The organism is Streptomyces sp. NPDC029956 (genome assembly GCF_055574655.1).
The window spans coordinates 1-21,176 of the sequence record NZ_JBVHZJ010000098.1; the positions used below are offsets into that span (position 1 = coordinate 1).

The window sequence follows — 21,176 nt, forward strand, 5'->3', positions numbered from 1 at the left end:
CTCACCAGTGAGAACACCATCTCCTGGCGCGACCCGAAGAAAGTCACAGAGCATCCCATCTCGGGATGAAACATTGGACGAAAACGACCTCTAAGACCGTCGACCCAGGCGACTATGCGCCGGTCTGCCTCCCTCCCTTCCGCCTTCCTCCTTCTCTCCTCGTCCCGCAGCTCTCCGTACAGCTGCTCATCGTGCTCGTCCAGTTCCCGCGAAAGGGGAAGACCCCGCCGGGCACGGAAGGCGCGATCGTCCTCCTCGCCGTCGAGGCGCGCGGTGTGGCGGGGGTCGGCATCGAAGCACGGATACACGGCCGGCTGCAGATCATGGCGGGCAGCCCGGGGCTTCGTGGGCCGCGGGTCGAGCCGGTCACGGGCGGTATTCAGGTGGTGGACGACTTCCGGGCGGGTATCGCAGGCGGTCAGGAAGGTGTCCAGGAGCCGGGCCGAGGGAAGCCTCTTGCCGCGCAAGACCAGGGTCAGTGTGCTGCGCGGCACGACACCTTTGGTCTGTCTGTCCAGGGCACGCGCCGACAGTCCGGCATCGTCCTTCACGCGGAGCATCGCCCGGGCCAGCCCTCTGAGGGTGCTGACCGGACCCGGAACGTGCGGCCTCCGGACGGGCACGGCGGCCGCAAGCCGGTCCGCTTCGGCCTTACTGGCCGCGTCCAGGAGCCGGACAGCTTCCGCCGGGTCACCACCGCCCGCACGAGCGAAGGCGGCCACGACGCTCTCGCCCGGCATGCGCCCGTCCACTGCCCTGCACAGAGTCGAGGCGCTGGGGTTGCTGCCGCACCGGTGCGCCAGTGCCCGGTAGGTCCGCTGTCCCTTGAGCGTCATCAAGTAGTCGGTTAGCGCCCGGAGCTCCACGGAAGGCCTGCCGGACAATGCGGAGGGGGTCACCCGGGGCCTCCGCCGCAACGTCCGAGCAGACACACGGCGGGCAGCCGGATCAGCAGCGCGCCAGCGGCCGCGCAGAGCGCGAGCAGAGCGGTCGGAAGGGGACGATGGGCGACGGCCAGGACGGTGACGGCCGTGACCACGGCGATCACGACGGCCGCTTCGGCGGGAGCGCGCCGGTTGTGCACGCCGTCGGCCGGCCGCTCGGGGATGTCGCCGAGCGGAGTGGTACCCGAGGATGGCTCGGGGCTGGGGGCGATGGACATCAAGGACCTCCAGAAGAGAGGGGAATGGACGACGGACCGCACGCATAAAGAGCAACTGACCGGGAGCCGCTCCCGCCGGGCGGGGGGCTGTGCCCGCTGCCACGATGCGCCGATGGTGGCAGCCCGGCCACCCCTCAATCCACCCGCGTACGAACGGCCTTGAAGGGGACGTACACCGCCCACGCGCCCATTGCCGCAGGCCGCAGGCCGACTTTTTTCACCGGCCGGTCACGCCTCCAGCGCACCGCACCCCCCAGGCATGGCCCTCTCCATTCCGTTCAAGAACAGCAATAGCGTCACGTCCGACCGGCACCGGCCCCAGGCGTGGCCGTAGCGCGGCCCGTCGCGTTCGGCCGCAGCTGCTGTGCGGTGGGCGATGATCGACCGGTGAGTGCCGCCACCACGAAGAACGCCATGTCCCATGAGCCTGTGCGCTCTTTGTCCCCCGACCAGACCGCGGGCCGGGACCGCGCGGGCGGCACCTGCGCCGCCCCGGCTGTCAGCCTTCACGCAATTCCCCATCTCGGCCTCCTCCGTCCCCACGTGCCAGCCTCGACACGACGGTGCCGACTGAGGGGCCGCCCGATCTCGAAGTGTGCGGGCCGAGCCGAGCCGTCAAGGACGCCTTCGGCATCGCCCAGGCGATGAGCTGGCGCTCATTCTTGACTGACAGCCCCGCCCCTGAATCGGCTTGCTATCGGGCGGCCGGGGAGGTCTGGCATTCCCATGGGGACGACGGCGCTACTCCGCGATCCCCATGGTCCATTCCGGGACACTGAGGGGGTGGGGAATTTCGGCGGCGTCCACAAGGCTGTCAGACTCGGCAGTTCATACCGTTGGTGACTTCGCGGTAGCTGGCGATCACGGGATTCGCCATGGATTCCCGGTAGACGACGACCACCCGTCCGTAGGGCCAGCTGATGTCGGTGCGCAGTTTGTCGTTGCCGCGGGAGCAGCCGGTGAACATCATGCTGCGCGCAAGGTCGATGTAGTCGCCGCCGTTCTCCCACGCTGTCACTGAGGGACCAGCGGTGAGGAACATGGTCTGGGCCTCAGGGTTGAACGTCACCTGCACACCGTCGGACAGTCCCCATTCGTCGCGGAGGAATGCCCTGAGCTCCTCATTGACGGCGGTGGCGATGCCCCGTTCGGAGGCTGTCATGGCGTCACGAGCGGCCGACCATTCCCCGAGGGTGGGCTCGGCGTAGTCGCTGCGTGTGTACGCCGGCTGAGGCTCGGCCGTCGGCGTGGCGACGGTGGGGGTGCTGACCGCGACGACCGCAGGTCCGGTACTAGCCGGCGGTGCAGAACTGGCAGCGGGAGTAGCAGTGGCAGTCGAAGAAGGGGATTGGGACGGCGAAGCGGATGTGCCGGCGGGCGTCGCGGTGGCCGACGGCGCCTGCCGCTCCTGGGCCGCGGACGCGTAGACGGCCGCGGCAGCGATGCTCAGGACACTGACTGCTGTAGCGGCGATGAGGCTATATCTGCGGGCCCGGCCACTGGGCCGGGGTGTTGGCCAGATGTCTGCATGCAGGGGCGGCAGGCTCCAGTGGTCGGTGACCAGACCGTCGACCAGCGTGTGTGCCGGATTTTGCTGCGGCAGAACGTGGGTGCTCTGATGCCCGAGGAGCTCGATGCATTCTTCCCTCAGAGACTGTGCGGAAGGCCGGCCGCTTGCTTCCTTCGACATTGCGTTCGTCACGGTGCGGGCGAGGTTCTCGGGTAGACCGGTGAGGTCGGGGTCCTGCGACATCACACGGAAGGCCACCGTGTCTGGGGCACCGGTCCCGAACGGGTGGCGGCCGGTTCCGGCGTAGGTGACAAGCGCGCCCCAGGCGAAGATGTCGGATTCAGGGCCGACGCTGCCAGTGCGGTACTGCTCCGGACTGATCCAGCCCGGGGTCCCGGTCAGCATGCCGGTACGGGTGACCGAGGTCCCGTCGAAGGCGTGCGCGATACCGAAGTCGAGCAGACGCGGACCGGCGGGGGAGAGGATCACGTTGCCCGGCTTGATGTCACGGTGGATCACACCAGCCTCGTGGACCGACGCCAAGGCGGCGGCGGTGCCGGCGGCCAGCGCGTGCAGCATCACGCCCTGGAGAGGGCCGTGCGCGACGATGTGCTGCTGAAGGGTGGGCCCCGGTATGTAGGGCGTGGCGAGCCACGGACGCTCAGCATCGCAGTCCGCTGCCACCACTGGCACGAGACACGGCCCGCTCACCCTGCTGGTCAGGGCTACCTCACGACGGAACCGGGCACGGAACTCCTCGTCGCCGGTCTGATAGGGATGGACGACCTTCACTGCGAGGCGATTGCCGTTGATGTCCAAGGCGGCATGGACGGTACCCATCCCTCCGATACCCAGACGGCCCACTATCCGGTACGGGCCGACACGAGCCGGGTCTCCGGGAAGTGCGGGGAGGATGCGGGCAGTCACGTGGGCTCCCTCTCAGGCGGGCATCTGGCGATGGATCTTACGTGCCACCCCCGAACAGAAATCCATCCGAGTGCACGCAGGCAGCGAACCGTGCTCTCCCTGCCTTGATGAAGCTCCTATAGATCGTCAAGCCGTGCTGTGGAGTCCATAGGATGCGTTTGTGGCTCGGTTTGATGAGGTGAAGGCGATGTTCTGGGGCGAGGGCCTGTATGGGGTTCAGCCTTCGCTGACCGACGCGGTCGTTCAGCATGCCGAGCGCCAGCTCGGTGTCCGCCTGCCGGCCTCGTTGCTGGAGATCCTGGGGGTCCAGAACGGCGGCGTGGTGGCGGAGCGGTGGAACGCGTTCCCGACGGATGCGCCGACGTCGTGGAGCGAGAACCACGTTCCGCTCGACGATATGAGGGGCATCGGCCGTCACCATGGCCAGTCGTCCTTGCTGGACTCGGGTTACCTGGTTGAGGAGTGGGGTCTTCCGTCCCCTCTGGTTCTGCTCTCCGGTGATGGTCACTGCTGGATCGCTCTCGACTACCGAGCATGCGGGAAGCGCGGGGAGCCGTCCGTGACGTGGATCGACGTCGACGACGGCACGGAGCTTTTGCTGGCTGCGGACTTCCAGAGGTTCGTCGAACGGCTGACTTCGGCCGCGTCGCTCGACCTCGATGCCGCGGACAGCAGCCGGCCGGCGTCATGATCTGGCTCCGCCCGAGCCTGCCGGGTTCAGGATGCCCGTGCTCGTGAGGTGTCTGTAGACCTCGCGGGCGACGAACCTCTTGAGGCACCGCATGATGTCCTTGGTGGACATGCCCTCGATGGTGCGTCTGGCGACGTAGTCCCGGGTTCGAGGATCGTGCCGCATGCGGACCAGAACGATGGTGTAGAGGGCACTGTTGGCGTTGCGGTCCCCGCCGCGGTTGATGCGGTGACGGTGGGTCCGGCAGGACGAGGCGGGGATCGGGGCGGCCCCGCACAGGTGCGCGAAAGACGCTTCGGACCGGAGCCGGTCGGGGTTGTCTCCCGCGGTGATCAGCAGCTGGCCAGCTGTCTCCGTGCCCACCCCGGGCAGTGCGACGAGGCTGGGTGCCGCCCGGGTCACGAGGGGAGCCAGGTCCGCGTCGGCCTCTTTGATCTCCTGCTGAAGGGCCTGGTAGCGCCGGGCGAGGCGGCGAAGTGCCGTCTTGGCCGCGCAGGCCGGGTCCGTGAGATCACCGGTGGGCCGGAACCGGCCGAGGGTGTCGATCAGCACGCCGGTAGGCAGCCCAGGCAGCTTGTCCCGCAGAGCGGAGGGAGCGGTGACCATCAGAGCGCGGATCTGGTTGATGGTCTCCGTCCGGGCCTTGACCGCGCTCTTGCGGACCACACGCAGCGCGCGGATCGCTTCCACGATCCCGTCCCGACTCTTCGGGGTTCCGCTCGCGCGACCGGACAGGACGGCGGTGGCCGCCGCGTAGGCGTCGATCGGGTCGGACTTGCCGTGGGCCCGCTTAGCCTTTCGGTCCGGGCGGTCGACCTCGACGACCGTGATGCCGCTGGCCGTGAGGAACCGGGCGAGTTCGGCGCCGTAGGCGCCGGTGCCCTCCATTCCGACCGCGATGACGTCGCCCTGGGCACGCAGCCAGGCCAGCAACTGTTCGTAGCCGGACGAGTTTGTTTCGAACGGTTGCGGGTCCAGGTGGCGGCCGACCGAGTCGATCACTGCGGCCTGGTGGATGTCCGTGTGAGTGTCGATTCCGCCGATCACCGCTATCTCGGGCGCTGTCATGCTCGGCTCCGCTGTCCTTCCGTATGGGTACCGGATCAGCGTGTACTGCCCGGGCCGACGGACAAGACAGTGATGAGGCTGGTGGCCAAGCTCCTATGAGGTCACGGACACCCGCGAGCACACGCGGTGGCGCCGCCCGGCGGCCGACAATTCAACAGACGGACAGCCGAAACGTCAGTCAGACCCGGAGTCAGACCCCCGAACGACCCAGGGACATCCTCACTGTCAGACCCGATGGCCTTCCACTGCCGTGTTATCGAGGCACACCCGGTGCACGGCAGAGGCAGGCCCCTGCTCAGGTGCCGCAGCTTGGGCAGTGGCGGGTTCAGGCCTCGCCCACGTCGCCGCCCGCAGCCGCTGCCTCGACGGGGAAGAACCCGAACTGGTGGTCATCGAGGTCGCGGCTGAACATGTACACCTGCGCTTCCTCGGCGATGTCGGCGGGCGGGTCGGTGTTCTCCACGACGATCGCCTGGCCGGTGAACCGGTGGAACAGGTCGCGGTAGAAGTAGTCGCTGACACTGTCAGGCAAGTTCACGTCGTCGGTGCGCCGCGCGGCGACAGGCTGCCGGTAGGTGACCAGAGGGGAGTCGAGGATGATGAACCCGGGATGGAGGTGCTCCTCGCCGAGGCAGTAGTCGGCCAAACCGACGGCGAACGCGGCGTGAAGAACCGCCCGCATGCCCTTGCCGTGACCGGCGCGGCCACGGTCGCCCACGAACAGTTCCGCGGTGTACTGGTCGTAGGACACGCTGTGGAGCTGGACATGCCAGGCCTGAAGGGACCGCTCGATGGCACGGTCGAACGCCGCGACGGTGCCGGCGGGGATGCTGCCTGTAGGGCGCCCGCCGGGGACAGCACCGTCGGCGACCAGTTGGTCGTGGACTTCCTGAAGCTCCTGGATCCGCTGGTGGAGTCCGAGCTCCTTCTCGACGCGAGAACGAGCAGCCATCGCTTCCGAGGCCAGATGCTCGACGGGGATTAGCTCTTCTGTGATGCGGGCGATCTCGAGATCGGCTTGCTCGGCCTGGGCAGCGCAGTTCTCACGCTGTCCGGCGACGTCCTCGCGTTGGCCCTGGAGATCTTCGATGGTCAGACGCAGGTCGGACAGCAGATGACGGGTTTTGCCATCCTCGGCTGCGACCGCGGCGTGCAGGGCGGTCGTCTCCTGATCGTGCTCTGCCGTCTGGTGCTCTGGATCGGCACCACAGAAGACACACGCCCCGGTGCGGAAGTACCCCAGGAGGTTGCCTGCCTCACCGACCATGGCCAGCCGAGCAAGGTCGGACTCGTACTGGCTGCGCAGGAGCCCGAACCGTCCGAGAAGGTCGTCGATCTCCGCCAGACGCTGGTCGTATTGGCCGAGCATGATGGCAACATCCGCCCGGCGCCCTGCGGCGGCCGTATGCCGCAGGGTGATCTCGCGCAGGGAATGCGCAACGGTGTCCTGGTGGGCGAGCAGCCGGTGCAGCTGCGCCGCCAGCTCGCCCTCGTTCCCTCCGTGCGGATCGAGCTGGCGCTGCAGGTCGAGGATCAGTTCGTCCAGCAGCCCGATCTTGCCCTTCTGCAGCCGCCGCTGTGCCGCGTTCGGCCGGGCATCGGTCACCGGCTCTCCCTGGCCGGCCAGCAGCAGCTTCAGAACCGACTTGAGCGCGGTCTGCCCGCTGGTGCCCGTGGAACGCAGGACCGGCGGCACCTTCGACACCATCCGCGTCTCGCTGATCAGACACAGGTGCAGCAGATCACGGAACCCCACCAGCTTGGTGCCGCCGGTGTCGTTCGTCGCGATCAGCGTGCCCTCGAGCCCGAGCTTCTCCAGCAGATAGCGGGAGATGTTCTTCGAGCCCCTGGCGCTCACACTCAGCTCGAGGTCCGGCGCCCGGTAGACCAGGTCCCGAACATCCTCGTCGAAGACATGGATCCGGCTTGCCTGAGGGCCGCGCATGAGCGTGATGACACTGCTGTCGGGCAGGGCCAGGCCGAGGAGGATCTGTGAGTACCCCTCGGCCTCGGGAATGAGGCTGAGCTTTCGCGCCCCCAGCATGTAGTCGATCGCTTCGGTGACGAACGACTTACCAGTGTCCGAGGCACCGTAGATCACGGTCAGCCGCGGGTCGAAGACGACCTGTGCCTTCTCGCGATCGGCGCCGGCGAAAGTCAGGTGCAGAAGCCGGATGCTAGGCATGGTCACTTCCCGGGGCAGGCAGTTGGGAGTCGAAAGTGCGGGCCCACCGGGCAGTGATGGCCCGTGTCGCAGCTCGGACATCCAGCTGGGGCGTCGACTGGGCGGCGATCACCCATGCCGCTCTGTCCTTCAGCGCACCGACATAGGGCGCTTCGAGGATGTCGACGAACCCAGGACCTTCCTCGCTCGCCCGGTACAGCAGGCCGTCCGCGGTGGGCTCCACATCGGCGAGCCCGGCCCGAATCAGCACGATCAGGCCTTGCTCGATCAAGTGCCGCCTCATCGCCAGCTCACCCGGTCCGGCCGGCAGCGAGGGATGGAGGCTGGGCGGACCGTCCAGCTCCCCGCTGTGCAGCATGACGTGATCCAGATACACCAGCCGGGCCACGTCCAACGGCTCGGGAAACGCCGCCGTGAGCAGGACCAGCGTGCGCATGCCGACCTCGAGAGGACTGTTCAGGGGATTCACAGCTCCTCCTGGACCCACGTGAGCCGGTCGTCGTTGGCGAGCTGGTGGCAGATGCCCTTGCGGTCGTCCGGATCCACCACCTGCAGCAGCACGTTGGTGCCCAGCTGCATGGTCCTGGCGGCAGCGAGCACAGCTTTGAGCCGGTCATACCCGGTGTCGAAGTCGTCCTCTTCGACTTCCGCGACACCGCTGTACACGGAGTTCTGCAAGGACTCGAACGTGCCGGGAGGGACGCTGTCACGAGCGAGGATGCGCAGCTGCTCGGCGCGGTAGAAGGCCTCTCGTTGTCTCTGAAGGTTCCGGCCCGCCTTCGGGTGCGCATGTGCCGCGTCCGGTGAAGAAGGAGGACATCCCCACTTCTCGTAGTAGACGTCGAGGAGCTGCTGGATATAGCGGGCTTCCTCGGGTGCATGCTCGGCGGGTGCCGGGAGGCGGGCCGGCCTGTCAGGCAGAGGGGAACCGAACCGTCTGACGTGGTGGGGGGTCGTGGCATGCTGCTCGAGGATCTTGTCGAGGTTGCCGGCCTCGAAGCGCGAGAAGTCCGACTGACGGGCCAGGTCCAGAGCCCGCTCCAGAGGGCCCTCGCGGTATTCCTGAGTGAGTTTTGCCGCGTTCTTCTCTGCCCACTCGAAGAAGCCCGAGCGGAGAGTCGACGGCTTCGCCAGAAGCTGGATGAACGAGGCGCCGACCTTCGGGGCGACGAAGACGTACCGATCAGGCAGCACCCGGTACTGCTTCTCGGCGACCGCGGAGTGAATCTTGAGGATCTCCGGGTACGCGGTAGCAGCGCCGATCGCCTTGTCGTAGTGCTTGCACTGGAAGCAGTGCCAGGGGCCGTCGGTCTTCTTCTGGGTCAGGAAGGCAGCGATGTCCGCGCCACGGTCATTGGATCCCCCCATGCGTACCACGTCCACGTACTCGGCCTCCTTGAGCGCGATCACCCACTCATAGATGAACTCCTCCCAGTCATCGGCCGAGTGATGCACCAGGATCTGCTTGGGCGTCAGCGTGGGTGGCATGGCCATCATGGGGGAGACCACTGTCACTGGGGTCTGAGACGGCTTCGGCACCTCGGAAAACAGAGGCTCAGCGTGGAACGCGGACGACCACCCCGACGTGCTCATCGACCCCCCGGTCGTACATGAAACGGAACCCCAACCCCGATGTTCCTACCACCCGTCACTACGCCATGGACAGAGGAACTTCAGCCAGCAACCACCGACAATGTCACCTACGCATCCTCTCCGCCTGCTATCAGCCACTCCGGGCAGGATTCCGACCTCCCGCTCTTCAGACGGTGCCGGTGACGATCTTGCGGATTTCGACGCGAGGCACGGTCCGGTGCACGACGATGGAGGCCGGGTCGTCAGCAAGGCGGCGTGCAATTCCGACACAGGAGGCTTGGGTGCGGTTAGAGGTGCGGGTGCAGTCGGATGCGAAGGAACTGCGTTCGTTGCAGGGCTGGCTTCGTTCGGACCCGGACGTGCGCAGGACGGCTGTGACCGAGGTACAGGGGAGCGCTCCTCGGCCGGGGGAGATGGGCTCCGCGCTTGACGTGCTGCAGTTGGTAACGGGCAACGGGTGGAGTGCGGCGTCGTTCGTGCTGGCTTTGGTGGCGTGGCGGCAGACCCGGCCGCAGCGACCGCGGGTAGAGATCCACCGCGGCGACACGGTCATCATCCTCACCGACTGCACAGCCGATGAGATCGAGCGAGCAACCAGAGCGCTGGACGCCGCCGGAGACGAGGAACGCGACACGTGAGCGTCCTACCCGACCCCGGGGCCTCACGGGCGGTACTCATCGGTACGAGCCGCTACGACCACCTCGAACAGCTGCCAGCCGTCTCGAACAACCTGACCGCCCTAGCCGACCTCTTACGCGGTCCGCTGTCCCTGCGCATGCCCGCCCAGCACGTGACCGTCGTCGAGAATCCGCCCGCCCCGGCCACCGTGATGGATCCACTGCGCCAGGCAGCAGCAGAAGCCACCGACACGCTGATCGTCTACTACGCCGGCCACGGCCTCATCGACCCACACGACGCCCTTGCCCTGGCCCTGCCGCACACACAGCCCGGCCGGGTCGAGACCAGCCTCACCTACGACTGGCTGCGCCAGATCCTCCTGGACTCCCGAGCGCAACGGCACATCGTCCTCCTCGACTGCTGCTACAGCGGCCTCGCCCTCGGCCGGATGAGCGCATCCCAGGGCCTCGCCGACCAGGCCGCAGTGGAAGGCACCTTCCTCCTCGCCGCCTCAGCCGAGACGCGTCGCGCTCTGGCCCCGGTCGGCGACGCTCACACAGCGTTCACCGGAGCCCTTCTTGAAACGCTGCGCCACGGCATCCCCGGCGGGCCGCCCCTGCTCGACCTGGAGACCATCTACCGGCACCTGCGCCTGACCCTGGAAGCCCGGGCGCATCCTGTTCCCCAGGCCAGGAACCGCAACACCGGAGCCCGAGTGGCACTGGGACGCAACCACGCAGACCTTCCCACCACACCCGTCACCGCCGAAGCCGACCTAGGGCCGGAGCACCGACTGTGGCCCGACCCGACCTCGATCCGCACGATCACCGGCTTCCTCACGAACCTTGCGGCGGTCCGGGAAGTCAGCGGACTGACCCAGCAGGAGGTCAGTCGCCGCTCCGCCGGACGTATCTCCACAGGCGCCATCAGCAGACTGACCAACCGCGACACACTCCCCGCCGCCTGGAACACCACAGCCGTCTACCTGGCCGCATGCAGTGTCCCCGACGACCAGATCCAGCAATGGCACGGAACCTGGCAGGAACTGCGTCACAAGGCCACCGAGACACACCACGCGCCCGTCGCCACGCCCCAGGGCGGCACTGCTGAGCACTGGAAGACACAGCGGAGGCTCTCCGCCCTATGGCGGGGCCGCCGTCACCGACCGGGGTCAGCCGGGGCAGAGGCTCCGGAGGGACGGGGCTGAGGGCTCTGCCCCGTGTCGCCGGAGTCGCTTCCGAACAGCGTGTTCCACCCGGCGATCGCCAGAAGACCGGCTATCAGGATGACGCCGGTGGACGGTTTCTTCCACCGGCTGGCAGAAGCCGACGACGGCTGCACGTAGTGCCGTGCCCGGTAGTACCCCTTGCGCTGCTGTGCCACAGCACATCCCCCTATTAGCGGCAGACTGACAGACCTATCAGTCTTTCGATGACGCTCCATCTTCGGTGCGGAACGGCCAAGCCTGTCCGAATTCCGGCGCCTGGACAGGCCACCTCGTTGCACGGCACACGCTCCTACTGACCGGGGACAGTGCGGGATGATGTCCGGCATGGTCACCTCGGTCGAGCACCCCATGTCCAGCCGTCCTGGCCGCCCTGAGCTGCGTCCGGATCAGGTACGGGGACTGAGGGCGGTGGTGAAGCATCTGCGTCGCCCCGGTTCGCGTGCGCTGTACGTGGCGGCGACGGGGACAGGTAAGACGCTGGTGTCGATCCGGGCCGCGGACGAGCTCGGCGCCCGCCTGGTTTTGGCCGTCGTCCCGACGCTGGACCTGGCCGCGCAGACCGCACTCGCATGGCGCCGCGACGGCCACCTGGAGCACATGGTGATCGTGTCGTCGATGGACACCACGGCACACGATGCGCTCGCCGCCCGCAGGGTCGGCTCTACCAGCAGCCCCCAGGCCCTGGCTGCGCTCATGTCGGTCGTGGGGGAGAGGGACGACCAGCTTCCTGCCCTGACGGTGATCTCCACCTACGACTCACTCGACAAGATCGAAGCGACCCAGCACACCCGCTACACCGTGCCACCGTTCGATCTCGCGATCATGGACGAGGCACACCGCATCGCCGGCCGGGCGGACAAGAAGTGGGCCGTCATCAACAACGCGGCACGGATCCATACGGAGCGCCGCCTCTACATGACCGCCACCCCACGCAGCTTCGCCGCTCCCGACCTCACCGAGTCCGCCAGCACCGCCCGCCGCCAACCTCGCACCACACCCATGCCGGACGCGGACGCGGCGGCGAACAGCATGGACAACGAGACCGTCTACGGAAAGAAGATCTTCGAGTACCCCCTCGCACAGGCCATCGCCGATGGGGTGGCCGCGGACTACCGCATCGTGGTCCCCACCGTCACCGACACCGACCTCCGCGCCCGCCTCAACCTCCCGGCCCCCGGCACAACCACCCCTGGCACAGGCCCCGAGGACGCGCTGCGCACCACCGCCCTCCACCTCGCCGTCCTGAACGCCATGACCAAGCACTCCATGTGCCGGGTCCTGGTCTTCTTCCACCTCGTCGAAGACTCCATCCGCTTCACCCGCGAACTGCCCCACACCCTGCGCCGCCTCCGCACAGCCGACCCCGACTGCTTCCCCGGCCTCGAACCCGACGTCTTCCACGTCCACGGCGACCACACCGCCGACCAGCGCACCGACATTTTTGCCCGCTTCGCCGCCTCACCCCGTGCGATCCTCACCAACGCCAAAGTGATCGCCGAAGGCATCGACATCCCCAGCGTCGACGCCGTCGTCTTCGCCGACCCCACCAGCAGCATCACCCGCTGCGTCCAAGGCCTCGGCCGCGCCCTGCGCCTGGACGTCTCCGGCAAGACCGCCAGCCTCATCGTCCCCGTCTACATCCCGCCAGCCGACGACCCCCACAACATCCTCGGCACCCCCTACGAACCCGTCTGGGCCATCACCACCGCCCTCGCCAGCCACGACCACCGCATCATCGAACGCCTCCCCAACAAGGCCAACCGCCTCACCACCGAGACCAGCCGCCTCATCCAGCACCGCTGGCACTTCGACTACACGATCCACCCCGAACGCATCGCCCAAGCGATGGACCTCATCGCGTTCAACCCCCGCGGCGTCCTCACCCGCACCCGGCGAGAAGGCCTCGCCTCCGCCCAAGCGTTCCACGACACCTACGGTCACCTCGACGTCCCCGCCGACCTCACCGACCCAGCCGGCTTCGAACTCGGCCGCTTCATCACCACCATGCGCGACGCCGCAACCGCCGGCCGCCTCGAACCCAACTGGACCGCCGAACTCGACGCCCTCGGCATGATCTGGGACAAACACGCCGCCGCCTGGCGCGCCCGCCTGACGGCCGCCGCGGACTACCTCCACGCGCACGGCCACCTGGCCGCCCCCGCCACCACCGCCCTCGGCGGCTGGCTTGCCGAACAACGATCCCTCGCCACACACGGCCGCCTCGAGACCGCCCGCGCCGCCGACCTAGCGGCCATCGATGCCGACTGGCAGCTCCCGTACGGCCCGGACTGGCACCGCAAATACCACCTGGTGCGCCGCCACGTGGAGGCCGGCCAGCCCCTCACCCCTGACACTCACGCCGGCACCATCAACCTCGGCAGCTGGGCCGCCCGCCAGCTCACCGCCTGGAGCACCCTCGATCCCGGTCAGCACCGCCTCCTGGCCGCGCTGAACCTCACCCCCGCCACCAGCGATCTCACGCCCCGCCCCACAACGCGGCGCACCTTCGCCCAGACCGTCCAGATCCTCGAACTCTTCCTCCACCGCGAACGCCGCGGCCCCGCAGCACGCGAGACGATCACCGTCGACGGCGACACCGTCAAGATCGGCCCCTGGTTCGCCAAGACCCGCTCCAAGATGCGCACAGGTCAGCTGGATGCCGAACACGCGCGCCTCGTCGCGGTGCTCTTCGAAGACGACTGGACTGGTGAAGAACCTGTACCAGCCTTCTTGTGATCGTTTGGGCGTGGCGCCTCCTCACGGCGCAAGCCGTAGAGCAGAGACACAGTGCTTTCCCGCTGGTGCCGATGACAGTGGCCCTTTACAGACCTGTCCGCCGCACGCTCTGTCTGTCCGCCCACTGGGTGATCGCCGCCCTTAGCGGAATGTTCCAGGCCTCAGGACGGAGGGCACCGTCTGAGGTGAGGGGGGACGCCTCGGCGATTCCGAACGAGTGGAAGAGCTGATCGGCCAGCAGCGACGCAGCCTCGATGAGGCCCGAGCCGGCATCCGCGAGGCTGTCGAGGAAGCCGGTGCCCTCTGCTGAAGCAACTCGGCACACGAACTCGCCATCCGGATAGGGCCGGCGTTGCTCCAGATGCAAGGGATACAGGTGCGACGGCTGCTGCCGACCGGGCCGAACCATGGGCTCTGGAGGAGCGTAGCCGTGTGAGTACATGCGATCGACCAAGTCGACTTCCATGCGGCAGGTGCCGGTGGAACCGCATCTGTCCCGCGCGTGCGCGCCGAGGAATGCCAGTGCAGACATGAGCCGATGCACGACGAGATCCGCTGGCGTAGTCAGCACTCGTTCTTCTGGATCCTCGTCTTCCTCGAACGACTTGGGCAGGGGCTGCGCCCAGATACCCGATCCGTCGGTGAACACGTATGCCAGGTCGCTGGGCGTCCGCGAGTCGGGATTGTGGAGCATCAGCCGTCGGGCTTGGACATGCACTGCCCTGAACGCCTGGGTGTCCTGGCCTAGGAGAGGCCGCGTCTCGAGCAGCTCGCATCGGTATCGCTCGAACGACTCCTGGTTGATGAGCAAGCCACCGGGAACGTCCGGTACCAGGGTGACGATGAGGTGCGGGGCGTTGCGGCCTGCCTCCTGAGCGATCAGGTCTTGCTGGATCTCCTTCATCCTGTCCTGACGCCCAGACAGGTCAGCGAAACGCTGATGGTAGGCAGTGGCCACGTACGTTTCTGTCAGCCATTCGGTCGTGCTGCCCCCGCGGCGGGGATACCTCAGCGTGGTAGTAGCCGCCTTCACCGGCGGCACAGTGATGGCGTGGGGCGCCTGCGGACTGCGCGGCACAGCGATGAGCAGGAACCCGTTCCCAGGGTTGTCCGGGTTGGCCTTGGCCACATGGTGCCAGCGGACCGGGGGAGCGGTCGAGGACGCGATGCGCTGCTGGAGGTCACGCAGATGAGAATCGTCGACTGCCACGTCGAATACCTTCGAGGGGACCCCGCGGTTCTCGGCCATGCCGATGATGATCAGCCCGCCGACGTGGTTGGCGAATGCGGCGACGTCCTTGGCCAGCTCCTCACGACTCTTGGCCTCACTCGTATAGTGCGCTTGCTTGTAGTCCAAGTCCTCTGCCTCGGCCGCATCTGGGTTCCCCACAAGCGCGGCGATGTCGGCGTAGGTGATGGCGTCCAGCGTCCCGCCGAACAGCTCTTCCAGGCGACGTGAGCGGAAGGTCATGCGCCAAGAATGTACTGTTCCGCCGCTCCATGCATTCGGCGCACCGACACCAGCCCATCCGTCCTCGGACCGTGCTCACGGTGTACCGGGCCGGCTGGTTCTTGTCCGGGCACAGACGGCAAAGGTGCTGTGTGCGTGCGCAGCTGGTCCCGCCGGGCGGCAGCGGCTCACCGGGCGCATCTCTCCCTCAGGCCAGCGCGCTGTTGGGCGGCCCTGGATGAGGCTGGCGAGGAGCTCGTCGGCCTTGCCCGCCACCTGCTGGAGGTCCGGATACCAGGCCTCTGACCTGTGGAGATGCCACTCCTTCTAGCCCCTGGCCGCGTAGGTACCTACTAGGTACCATCAGGGTTATGCCGTCCTTGAACGTCACCTTCACTGACGAGGAGCTGGAGGAGGTTCGTGCAGCCGCGGCCGCCGAAGGCAAGTCCCTCAAGCAGTACGTCCACGACCTGCCGCTGCGTGAGCGCCAGCGCCGCCAGTTCGTCCGCTATGCCGCCTCCTGGGGCGAGACGCACCGGGCCGAGTTCGACGAGGCCTTCCCCGACGAGGTTCCGCCCGCCACCCGGGAGCGTGGGGCGGACGCCGCCTGATGATCCTCCACATCGACGTCCCCTGGCTCCTGGACGTCCAGGAACAGGCCGTCCCGGAGGATGTCAGCGTTGCCGACTACTCCGCTCTCGTCGCCGCCGTCGCCCGCCACAAGACCCGCATCCCGCGCCCCATCATGGCCGACCCCGATCCGGCCTGGCGCGCCGCGGCGCTCCTGCACACCCTGATTCGGCTGCAGCCGCTGCCGTACCGCAACAGCCTGTTCGCCTGCCAGGTCACCGCCGCCTACATGCACGCTTCCGGCGAGGGCATCGACCCCCCGTACGGAGCCATGGCCGACCTCGTCCGCGACGTCCAGGCCGGCAAGGCCAGCGTCTACCAGGCTGCCGACCGTATCCGCACCTGGCGCATCTGACCCCCACTGAGCCGAGATACGTTCCGGCTCCGCGTTTCGTCATGCTGTGACATCCCGTCCGCTGGCCCGCGGCCCATCCCGGAGGAACCGTGCAGTTCACCGTCCTGCCCGCCCGCACGCTGCCCGTACCACGCCCAGGCGAGGTGTGCCTCGTGACAGACGACTGGGACGACTACCGCTTCAAGACGAGCTTCGACCTGTTCTACCCTCAGGCGAACGGCAGCGGTTTCCACAGCATCGGCCTCGTTAAGATCGGCCGGTTCGGCATGACAGCACCAAGCCGGACACCGGTACCACAGCGCTTCGACGCCCTGGACGGATCCTTCTTCTCACTTGGCCAGTCCGACGCCTACTACGACAAACTCTGGGATCTGGGCGCCGACGTCCAGAGCATGGTCCTGCACGCCCTGAGAGACGCCTCTGCCGACCAGGACCTATACTCCCGCGCCCATGATGAGCCGGTGATGCAAACATCCCTGCTCCGCACCCTGTCGGACAAGGCCGCCCTCGCACAGCGCTGGGGGAGGGGAATGATCTCCCCAGCGACACAAGCCATCACGGAGGTCACGCGCCGCCGTCTGTTCGATGCCCTCCGGGCAGCACCGTTCACCTGGTCCGGCAGCCTGGACGAGATCTCCTTCTTGCGCAGGCTCTATGCCCTGAACCAGCTGCCGAGTTTCGACACCCGCTTCGCGACAGCTGAAGGCGACATCGTCCAGCACCGCTTCAACAACCCGGAGGACTGGGAAGACGACTGGGTCTTCACCGACACCCGCTTCGCACTCTCCGACGGCCCGGACAAGATACTGCTCCGCTTCCTGGCAGAGATGATCCACCCCGCTGTCAGGACAGACGCGACCGAGGTGGAATACCTGCTGGCGCTGATCAATGACGCCCTCGCCCCCGATGGCTACCAACTCACGCCGGCCTCGATCGTCAGCGGCTACCCGACGTACGAAGCGCGCCAGACCGTCTCCCGCTCCACAGCGCAGGCTGTGGCGCCGACATCCTCCGCGCTGACTCTCTCCAGCCCGCCCGCCACCACACCCGGCACACCGGATCGCTACGCCGCAGTCCGCGCACTGGCCAACGGCGGCCGGGACGACTACCGCCGTGCCCAGTTCCGCCTTCCCGGCAGCAACATGGCCGACGTTTTCGATGCCATCCACAAGGCGACCGGCACCCGTGTGGCGGTGAAGCAGCTGCACGGACAGAACCCGCACAGCGACCTGGTAGCCCGTATGAGGCGGGAGATCGAGATTGGGCGCTGGCTCGACGGCCACCCGCACACCATGCCAGTCCTGGACCACGGCACCAACTTCACCTGGTTCGTCATGCCGTGGGCAGACGGCACCGCCCAGGAGCATCAAGCTCACCTCCAGAACCCCAAGCACCTGAGGGTCCTTATCGATGCCCTCACTTCGGTGCTGGCCGCCGCCCACCAGCCGCCTAACCCATGGATCCACCGGGACATCAAGCCCTCAAACATCCTCTTCCTGGACGGCCGATGGGTGCTCGCCGACTGGGGGGCCGTCCGCCGCCCGCCCGGCCAGACCACCAAGGCCGGCCGCACCCGCCTCGGCATCGGCACCGAAGGCTTCACCGCGCCTGAAATCTTCACGGCAAACCAGCCTGAAGTCACGAGCGACATCTACAGCGTGGGCCGAATCATCGCCTGGGCCCTCACCGGCCTGGAGCCCCGCGCCAACGTCGAGCTGCTCCCACCCACCCCTGGCCCCTGGCGCAACATCGTCAGAGAGGCCACACGGGAGGACCCCTCTCGCAGGCCCCAGAGCATCAGCGAACTCATTGCCCTGATCGAACGCGAGCTCGCAGCGATCCCCGAGGACCCCCACACGAAAGCGACGAGCCTCCTCCAGCAGGCCACCATCAACGTCACAGGCGCAGCAGCAGCACTCCTCACGCTACTCACCGACCACCCAGGCGACTACGAGCTCTACGTCGACGTCCTCACCCAGCTTCCCACCCAGCAGGCCTACTCGGCCCTGACACAAGACCCTGGCCGTGCCCGGAGTGTCCTGAGCGCCCTCGCCAGCCACGTGGACGGCGACGACACACACATCGTGCAGTTCGGGCAGGCCAACCTCGTTGCGGAGTGGCTCTGGCAGATCGCCGCGCAGGCAGCCACCTGGCAGCATTGGGACCTCCTTGAGGAATCCACGCAGACCATGTGTACCTGGGACGGCGCCTGGGACCAGTGGAACGCCCAGGACAAGATCCGTCCCTGGCTCGCCGGCCTCCAGGGCAACGCCGCAGCCGCTGTCGCCGGCATCCTGCGCCAGCACCCCGACTCGGCCAGCCACTTCCGCCATCTCGCTGAGGAACGGACCGCCGACCCTCGCATTCGGCAGGCGGTCAAGCTCCCTCAGCAGTGACAGCCCTGATCTGCTCGTCCAGAGTGCGAGTCCAGGTGTCCACGAACCCGCCGGCGCCGGTGTCGTCGCCGGGAAGGCGGAAGAGGTTCGGGTCGATGGCGAGCTGTTCCATCAGCGCCTCGTACAGCTCCCCCCACACGGGGTCCAGGCATGCCACCAGACCTTCTGCGAACTGACGGGGCGTCGGACTGATCGAGGCGAGGTGGCGCAGCATGAATCCCATGCCGCGTCCGTCGATGAGTGCCCGCAGCGCGGCCAGCCCGGGGGTGTCGGGCATGAACAGGCCGTGCAGCATGTACATCGCGTAGAACGGCCGCAGCCCGAGCAGCACCGCCCGAGCCCGTACCAGCTCCTCGTCACTCGCCCTACGTACCTGCTCCAGGCTGTCCACCTCTCCGAGCAGCTCCCACGGCACCGGCGGCGCTTCACCGCGCTCGGCCGCGCCCAGCATCTGCGCCCACTCGCCGGCCGTGAGATCGAACATGCCGACCGCGGCGAACCCCTCGGCAAGCGCTTCTGCCCCGACCTCCTGCGGCCCCAGCCCGAGCGCTGCGAACAGATGCACCACACCGCTGGAGCCAGGCTCATCCGGCGGATCCTCACCTGCCAACAACGCCGCCCGCATCACCGCAGGATGCACCGGCCGACTGTAGGGCCGCGCCGCGAGCATCCGGCCCGCCACCGCATACAGCGCATCCTGCCCCTCGTCACCCGCCCCCGCTGCGCTCCGTGCGACCTTGAGCAGCCGCTGCGACATCGCCCCTTCCAGCACCCACGCCAGCGCCTCACGCACCGTCCCTGCCGGCGGCTCGGGCACTACCGCCGTGTCTGGGGGCACGGGCATGCCGGCCTCGGCGAACCAGTCCAGCACGGCCAGCCGTCGGTTCCGTCCCTGCCGCAGATGCCGGGCAAGCGCCGCCGCGGTCTCGACCACGACCGGATCGACTGCCTCCACCACCGACCCTTGGCCCCGGCCGAGGCCCCGTCGCCGATGACGCGACAGTAACCCGGCACGCCTCCAGCTCTCCAGCCGGCTAGGCGTCACCACCACGCCCCGGGACGCGAGTTCACGTACCACCTGCTGATCAGCCGGACTCGGCGCTCCTCGTACCACACCGATCATTACAACCCCGAGAGGTACCTGCCCGGACGGAAATCCGCCTCTGGCTCACTGGTGGTCGGCACCCACTACCGCGGGGCACCGACGACGACCAGGAGACAGCCATGAACCCCCACCACCGCACACGCGTCCGTACCCGAGCCGCAGCCGTCCTCACGACCATCGGCTTCGGCCTCCTCATCACCACCGCCCTCCACTCCGCCCACCTCACACGCCTCCTGCTCGCCCTCGCCGCCACCCTCGGCGCGATCACCGCCACTCTCGCTCTCGCGGCAGCCTTCGCCCCCACCAACGCCACTCGCCAAGCTGCAACCCGCACCCTTGACCTCCTCCTGCGCCTCGTGCCCTGGTACACACCCCGCAGGTGACGTGGGGGCACCTCGCCGGCATCGGTGACTGCCGGCGGCGCCTGGGAGCATGCTGGGTCATGGACGAAGAGCTGAAGACCCTGGAGCATGAGTTCCGCAGCGAGCCGGGAAGTTTTCTTTTGCAGCTACGGTGCGATCTTGCCTGGGACCACGAAGCCTTTTCACGTCTGGAGACAGCCGCGCGTACGGTCTGCGAGCGTCTGCAAGACGCTGATGCGCTCCCCAGGTGGCTGGCGCAGGGCTTCTACCATCTGGCCACTGAGGTACCGGCCTGGACGAGTCACCCGACCCTTCCACGGCCGGAGCCGCATGAGTACTACGACGCTTGCATCGAGAGGCTGTCGGACCTCGCGGACTGGTTCTTCCTGGGATGGCACGCCTACACGGAGCCCATGTGTGGCCGGAGCTGTAGTCCCCCAAACTAGAATTTGCGATCAACGCAAATTAATGCGACCATCACAACCATGGATCTCGTTGCCGATCTCTCTGCCATTCGCAACCCCATGCCCACCCCGGACGCTGTCACTCCAGCTGACCTCTACCCAGATGCCTGTGCCGCCGTAGAACGTCACAGGATCGACGACGCACACCACCTCGAGGCCGCTGGCGACGGCCTCGACATCGATCCGCTCCTCCTGGCCCTCGAAGAAGCGCGCGCCCGCAAGTCCGCAGCCGATGCGGAGATCCGTCGACTCTTGGCCTACGGAAGGGAGTTCCACGGCACCCGCCCCTATCGCCTGGAAGCACTCGCCGAAGCCAGCGGCATGACCCCCTCCGGAATCCGCACGGCCTACGGCGCGGACGAACTGAGTCAGGTAGCACACGAGATCCACCGCGAGCCGAACGGCAAAGCTGCCAAGCCCAGCCGGCACCGCGACTGACCCCGTGCCCTTCCCCACACGAGCGGCCCAGGGCTTCATAGGGAAGGGCACGGCCCGCAGATCCGGATTCACCCAAAGTCCGGAACGAAGGAAACGCGCGCTTGCGCGGGTGCCGATAATTCGCGCTTGCGCGAATTATCTTGCCTTTTGAATTCCGCTTGCGGAATTCCATTCCGGCGCTTGCGCCGGAATCCGAATTGCGCTTGCGCAATTCGCGCTCTATGCCCCGGCTTGCCGGGGCATATCCCGCTCCGCGGG

18 protein-coding genes are annotated in these 21,176 nt (G+C 67.5%); 9 read left to right on the plus strand and 9 right to left on the minus strand.

Annotated elements, in window-relative coordinates:
* From ACZ4XX_RS39180 to ACZ4XX_RS39190, 3 genes are all read right to left on the minus strand, one after another.
* Positions 1-740 (minus strand): hypothetical protein (locus ACZ4XX_RS39180; RefSeq protein ID WP_468512586.1); only part of this gene is annotated, 740 nt, incomplete at its 3' end.
* Positions 741-895: 155 nt separating this feature from the next.
* On the minus strand, positions 896-1,162 hold the full coding sequence (locus ACZ4XX_RS39185; RefSeq protein ID WP_468512587.1) for a hypothetical protein: 267 nt from the start codon (positions 1,160-1,162) through the stop codon (positions 896-898).
* An 814-nt stretch (positions 1,163-1,976) separates the two neighbouring features.
* On the minus strand, positions 1,977-3,599 hold the full coding sequence (locus ACZ4XX_RS39190) for a serine/threonine protein kinase (protein ID WP_468512588.1): 1,623 nt from the start codon (positions 3,597-3,599) through the stop codon (positions 1,977-1,979).
* 160 nt (positions 3,600-3,759) lie between these two features.
* On the opposite strand from ACZ4XX_RS39190, the gene ACZ4XX_RS39195 reads away from it, so the two are divergent.
* Entirely contained in the window at positions 3,760-4,290 is a 531-nt protein-coding gene (locus tag ACZ4XX_RS39195; protein WP_468512589.1) for an SMI1/KNR4 family protein, read from the plus strand.
* On the opposite strand, the gene ACZ4XX_RS39200 is transcribed toward ACZ4XX_RS39195, so the two are convergent.
* From ACZ4XX_RS39200 to ACZ4XX_RS39215, 4 genes are all read right to left on the minus strand, one after another.
* The gene (locus ACZ4XX_RS39200) at positions 4,285-5,358 is read right to left on the minus strand and encodes an IS110 family RNA-guided transposase (protein ID WP_468512590.1); all 1,074 of its coding nucleotides are present in this window, start codon (positions 5,356-5,358) and stop codon (positions 4,285-4,287) included. The genes ACZ4XX_RS39195 and ACZ4XX_RS39200 overlap by 6 nt on opposite strands.
* Before the next feature lie 325 nt (positions 5,359-5,683).
* Positions 5,684-7,543, minus strand: coding sequence for a hypothetical protein (locus ACZ4XX_RS39205; RefSeq protein ID WP_468512591.1), 1,860 nt, complete (start codon positions 7,541-7,543; stop codon positions 5,684-5,686).
* The gene (locus ACZ4XX_RS39210; RefSeq protein ID WP_468512592.1) at positions 7,536-8,012 is read right to left on the minus strand and encodes an ABC-three component system middle component 2; all 477 of its coding nucleotides are present in this window, start codon (positions 8,010-8,012) and stop codon (positions 7,536-7,538) included. The genes ACZ4XX_RS39205 and ACZ4XX_RS39210 overlap by 8 nt, the downstream gene beginning before the upstream one ends.
* Positions 8,009-9,031: an ABC-three component system protein gene (locus ACZ4XX_RS39215; RefSeq protein WP_468512593.1), complete on the minus strand. Its 1,023-nt coding sequence runs from the start codon at positions 9,029-9,031 to the stop codon at positions 8,009-8,011. The genes ACZ4XX_RS39210 and ACZ4XX_RS39215 overlap by 4 nt, the downstream gene beginning before the upstream one ends.
* A gap of 332 nt (positions 9,032-9,363) precedes the next feature.
* Between ACZ4XX_RS39215 and ACZ4XX_RS39220 the strand changes: the two genes are divergently transcribed.
* The 3 genes from ACZ4XX_RS39220 (at position 9,364) to ACZ4XX_RS39230 (ending at position 13,718) form a co-directional block, all read left to right on the plus strand.
* Complete coding sequence (locus ACZ4XX_RS39220) at positions 9,364-9,774, plus strand: effector-associated constant component EACC1 (RefSeq protein WP_468512603.1); 411 nt, start codon at positions 9,364-9,366, stop codon at positions 9,772-9,774.
* A complete protein-coding gene (locus ACZ4XX_RS39225) occupies positions 9,771-10,961 on the plus strand; it encodes a caspase family protein (RefSeq protein WP_468512594.1) in 1,191 nt (396 codons plus the stop codon). The genes ACZ4XX_RS39220 and ACZ4XX_RS39225 overlap by 4 nt, the downstream gene beginning before the upstream one ends.
* Positions 10,962-11,306: 345 nt before the next feature.
* Entirely contained in the window at positions 11,307-13,718 is a 2,412-nt protein-coding gene (locus ACZ4XX_RS39230) for a helicase associated domain-containing protein (RefSeq protein WP_468512595.1), read from the plus strand.
* A gap of 85 nt (positions 13,719-13,803) precedes the next feature.
* Here ACZ4XX_RS39230 and ACZ4XX_RS39235 read toward each other — a convergent pair whose 3' ends face one another.
* Complete coding sequence (locus tag ACZ4XX_RS39235) at positions 13,804-15,189, minus strand: AlbA family DNA-binding domain-containing protein (protein WP_468512596.1); 1,386 nt, start codon at positions 15,187-15,189, stop codon at positions 13,804-13,806.
* 350 nt (positions 15,190-15,539) lie between these two features.
* Here ACZ4XX_RS39235 and ACZ4XX_RS39240 point away from each other — a divergent pair, with 350 nt between their 5' ends.
* From ACZ4XX_RS39240 to ACZ4XX_RS39250, 3 genes are all read left to right on the plus strand, one after another.
* Positions 15,540-15,779 (plus strand): hypothetical protein, encoded by a 240-nt coding sequence (locus tag ACZ4XX_RS39240; RefSeq protein ID WP_468512597.1) that lies wholly within the window; start codon positions 15,540-15,542, stop codon positions 15,777-15,779.
* A complete protein-coding gene (locus ACZ4XX_RS39245; protein ID WP_468512598.1) occupies positions 15,779-16,153 on the plus strand; it encodes a toxin Doc in 375 nt (124 codons plus the stop codon). Before ACZ4XX_RS39240 ends, ACZ4XX_RS39245 begins: the two co-directional genes overlap by 1 nt.
* An 89-nt stretch (positions 16,154-16,242) precedes the next feature.
* Complete coding sequence (locus ACZ4XX_RS39250; protein WP_468512599.1) at positions 16,243-18,549, plus strand: AbiJ-related protein; 2,307 nt, start codon at positions 16,243-16,245, stop codon at positions 18,547-18,549.
* Here the strand turns inward: ACZ4XX_RS39250 and ACZ4XX_RS39255 are convergent.
* Positions 18,530-19,507, minus strand: a complete 978-nt coding sequence (locus tag ACZ4XX_RS39255; protein WP_468512600.1) for a hypothetical protein — start codon at positions 19,505-19,507, stop codon at positions 18,530-18,532. The genes ACZ4XX_RS39250 and ACZ4XX_RS39255 overlap by 20 nt on opposite strands.
* A gap of 266 nt (positions 19,508-19,773) precedes the next feature.
* Between ACZ4XX_RS39255 and ACZ4XX_RS39260 the strand changes: the two genes are divergently transcribed.
* Both ACZ4XX_RS39260 and ACZ4XX_RS39265 read left to right on the plus strand, forming a co-directional pair.
* Positions 19,774-20,037: a hypothetical protein gene (locus tag ACZ4XX_RS39260; protein ID WP_468512601.1), complete on the plus strand. Its 264-nt coding sequence runs from the start codon at positions 19,774-19,776 to the stop codon at positions 20,035-20,037.
* Between the two features lie 464 nt (positions 20,038-20,501).
* Positions 20,502-20,918, plus strand: coding sequence for a hypothetical protein (locus ACZ4XX_RS39265; protein WP_468512602.1), 417 nt, complete (start codon positions 20,502-20,504; stop codon positions 20,916-20,918).
* Positions 20,919-21,176 lie beyond the last annotated feature (258 nt).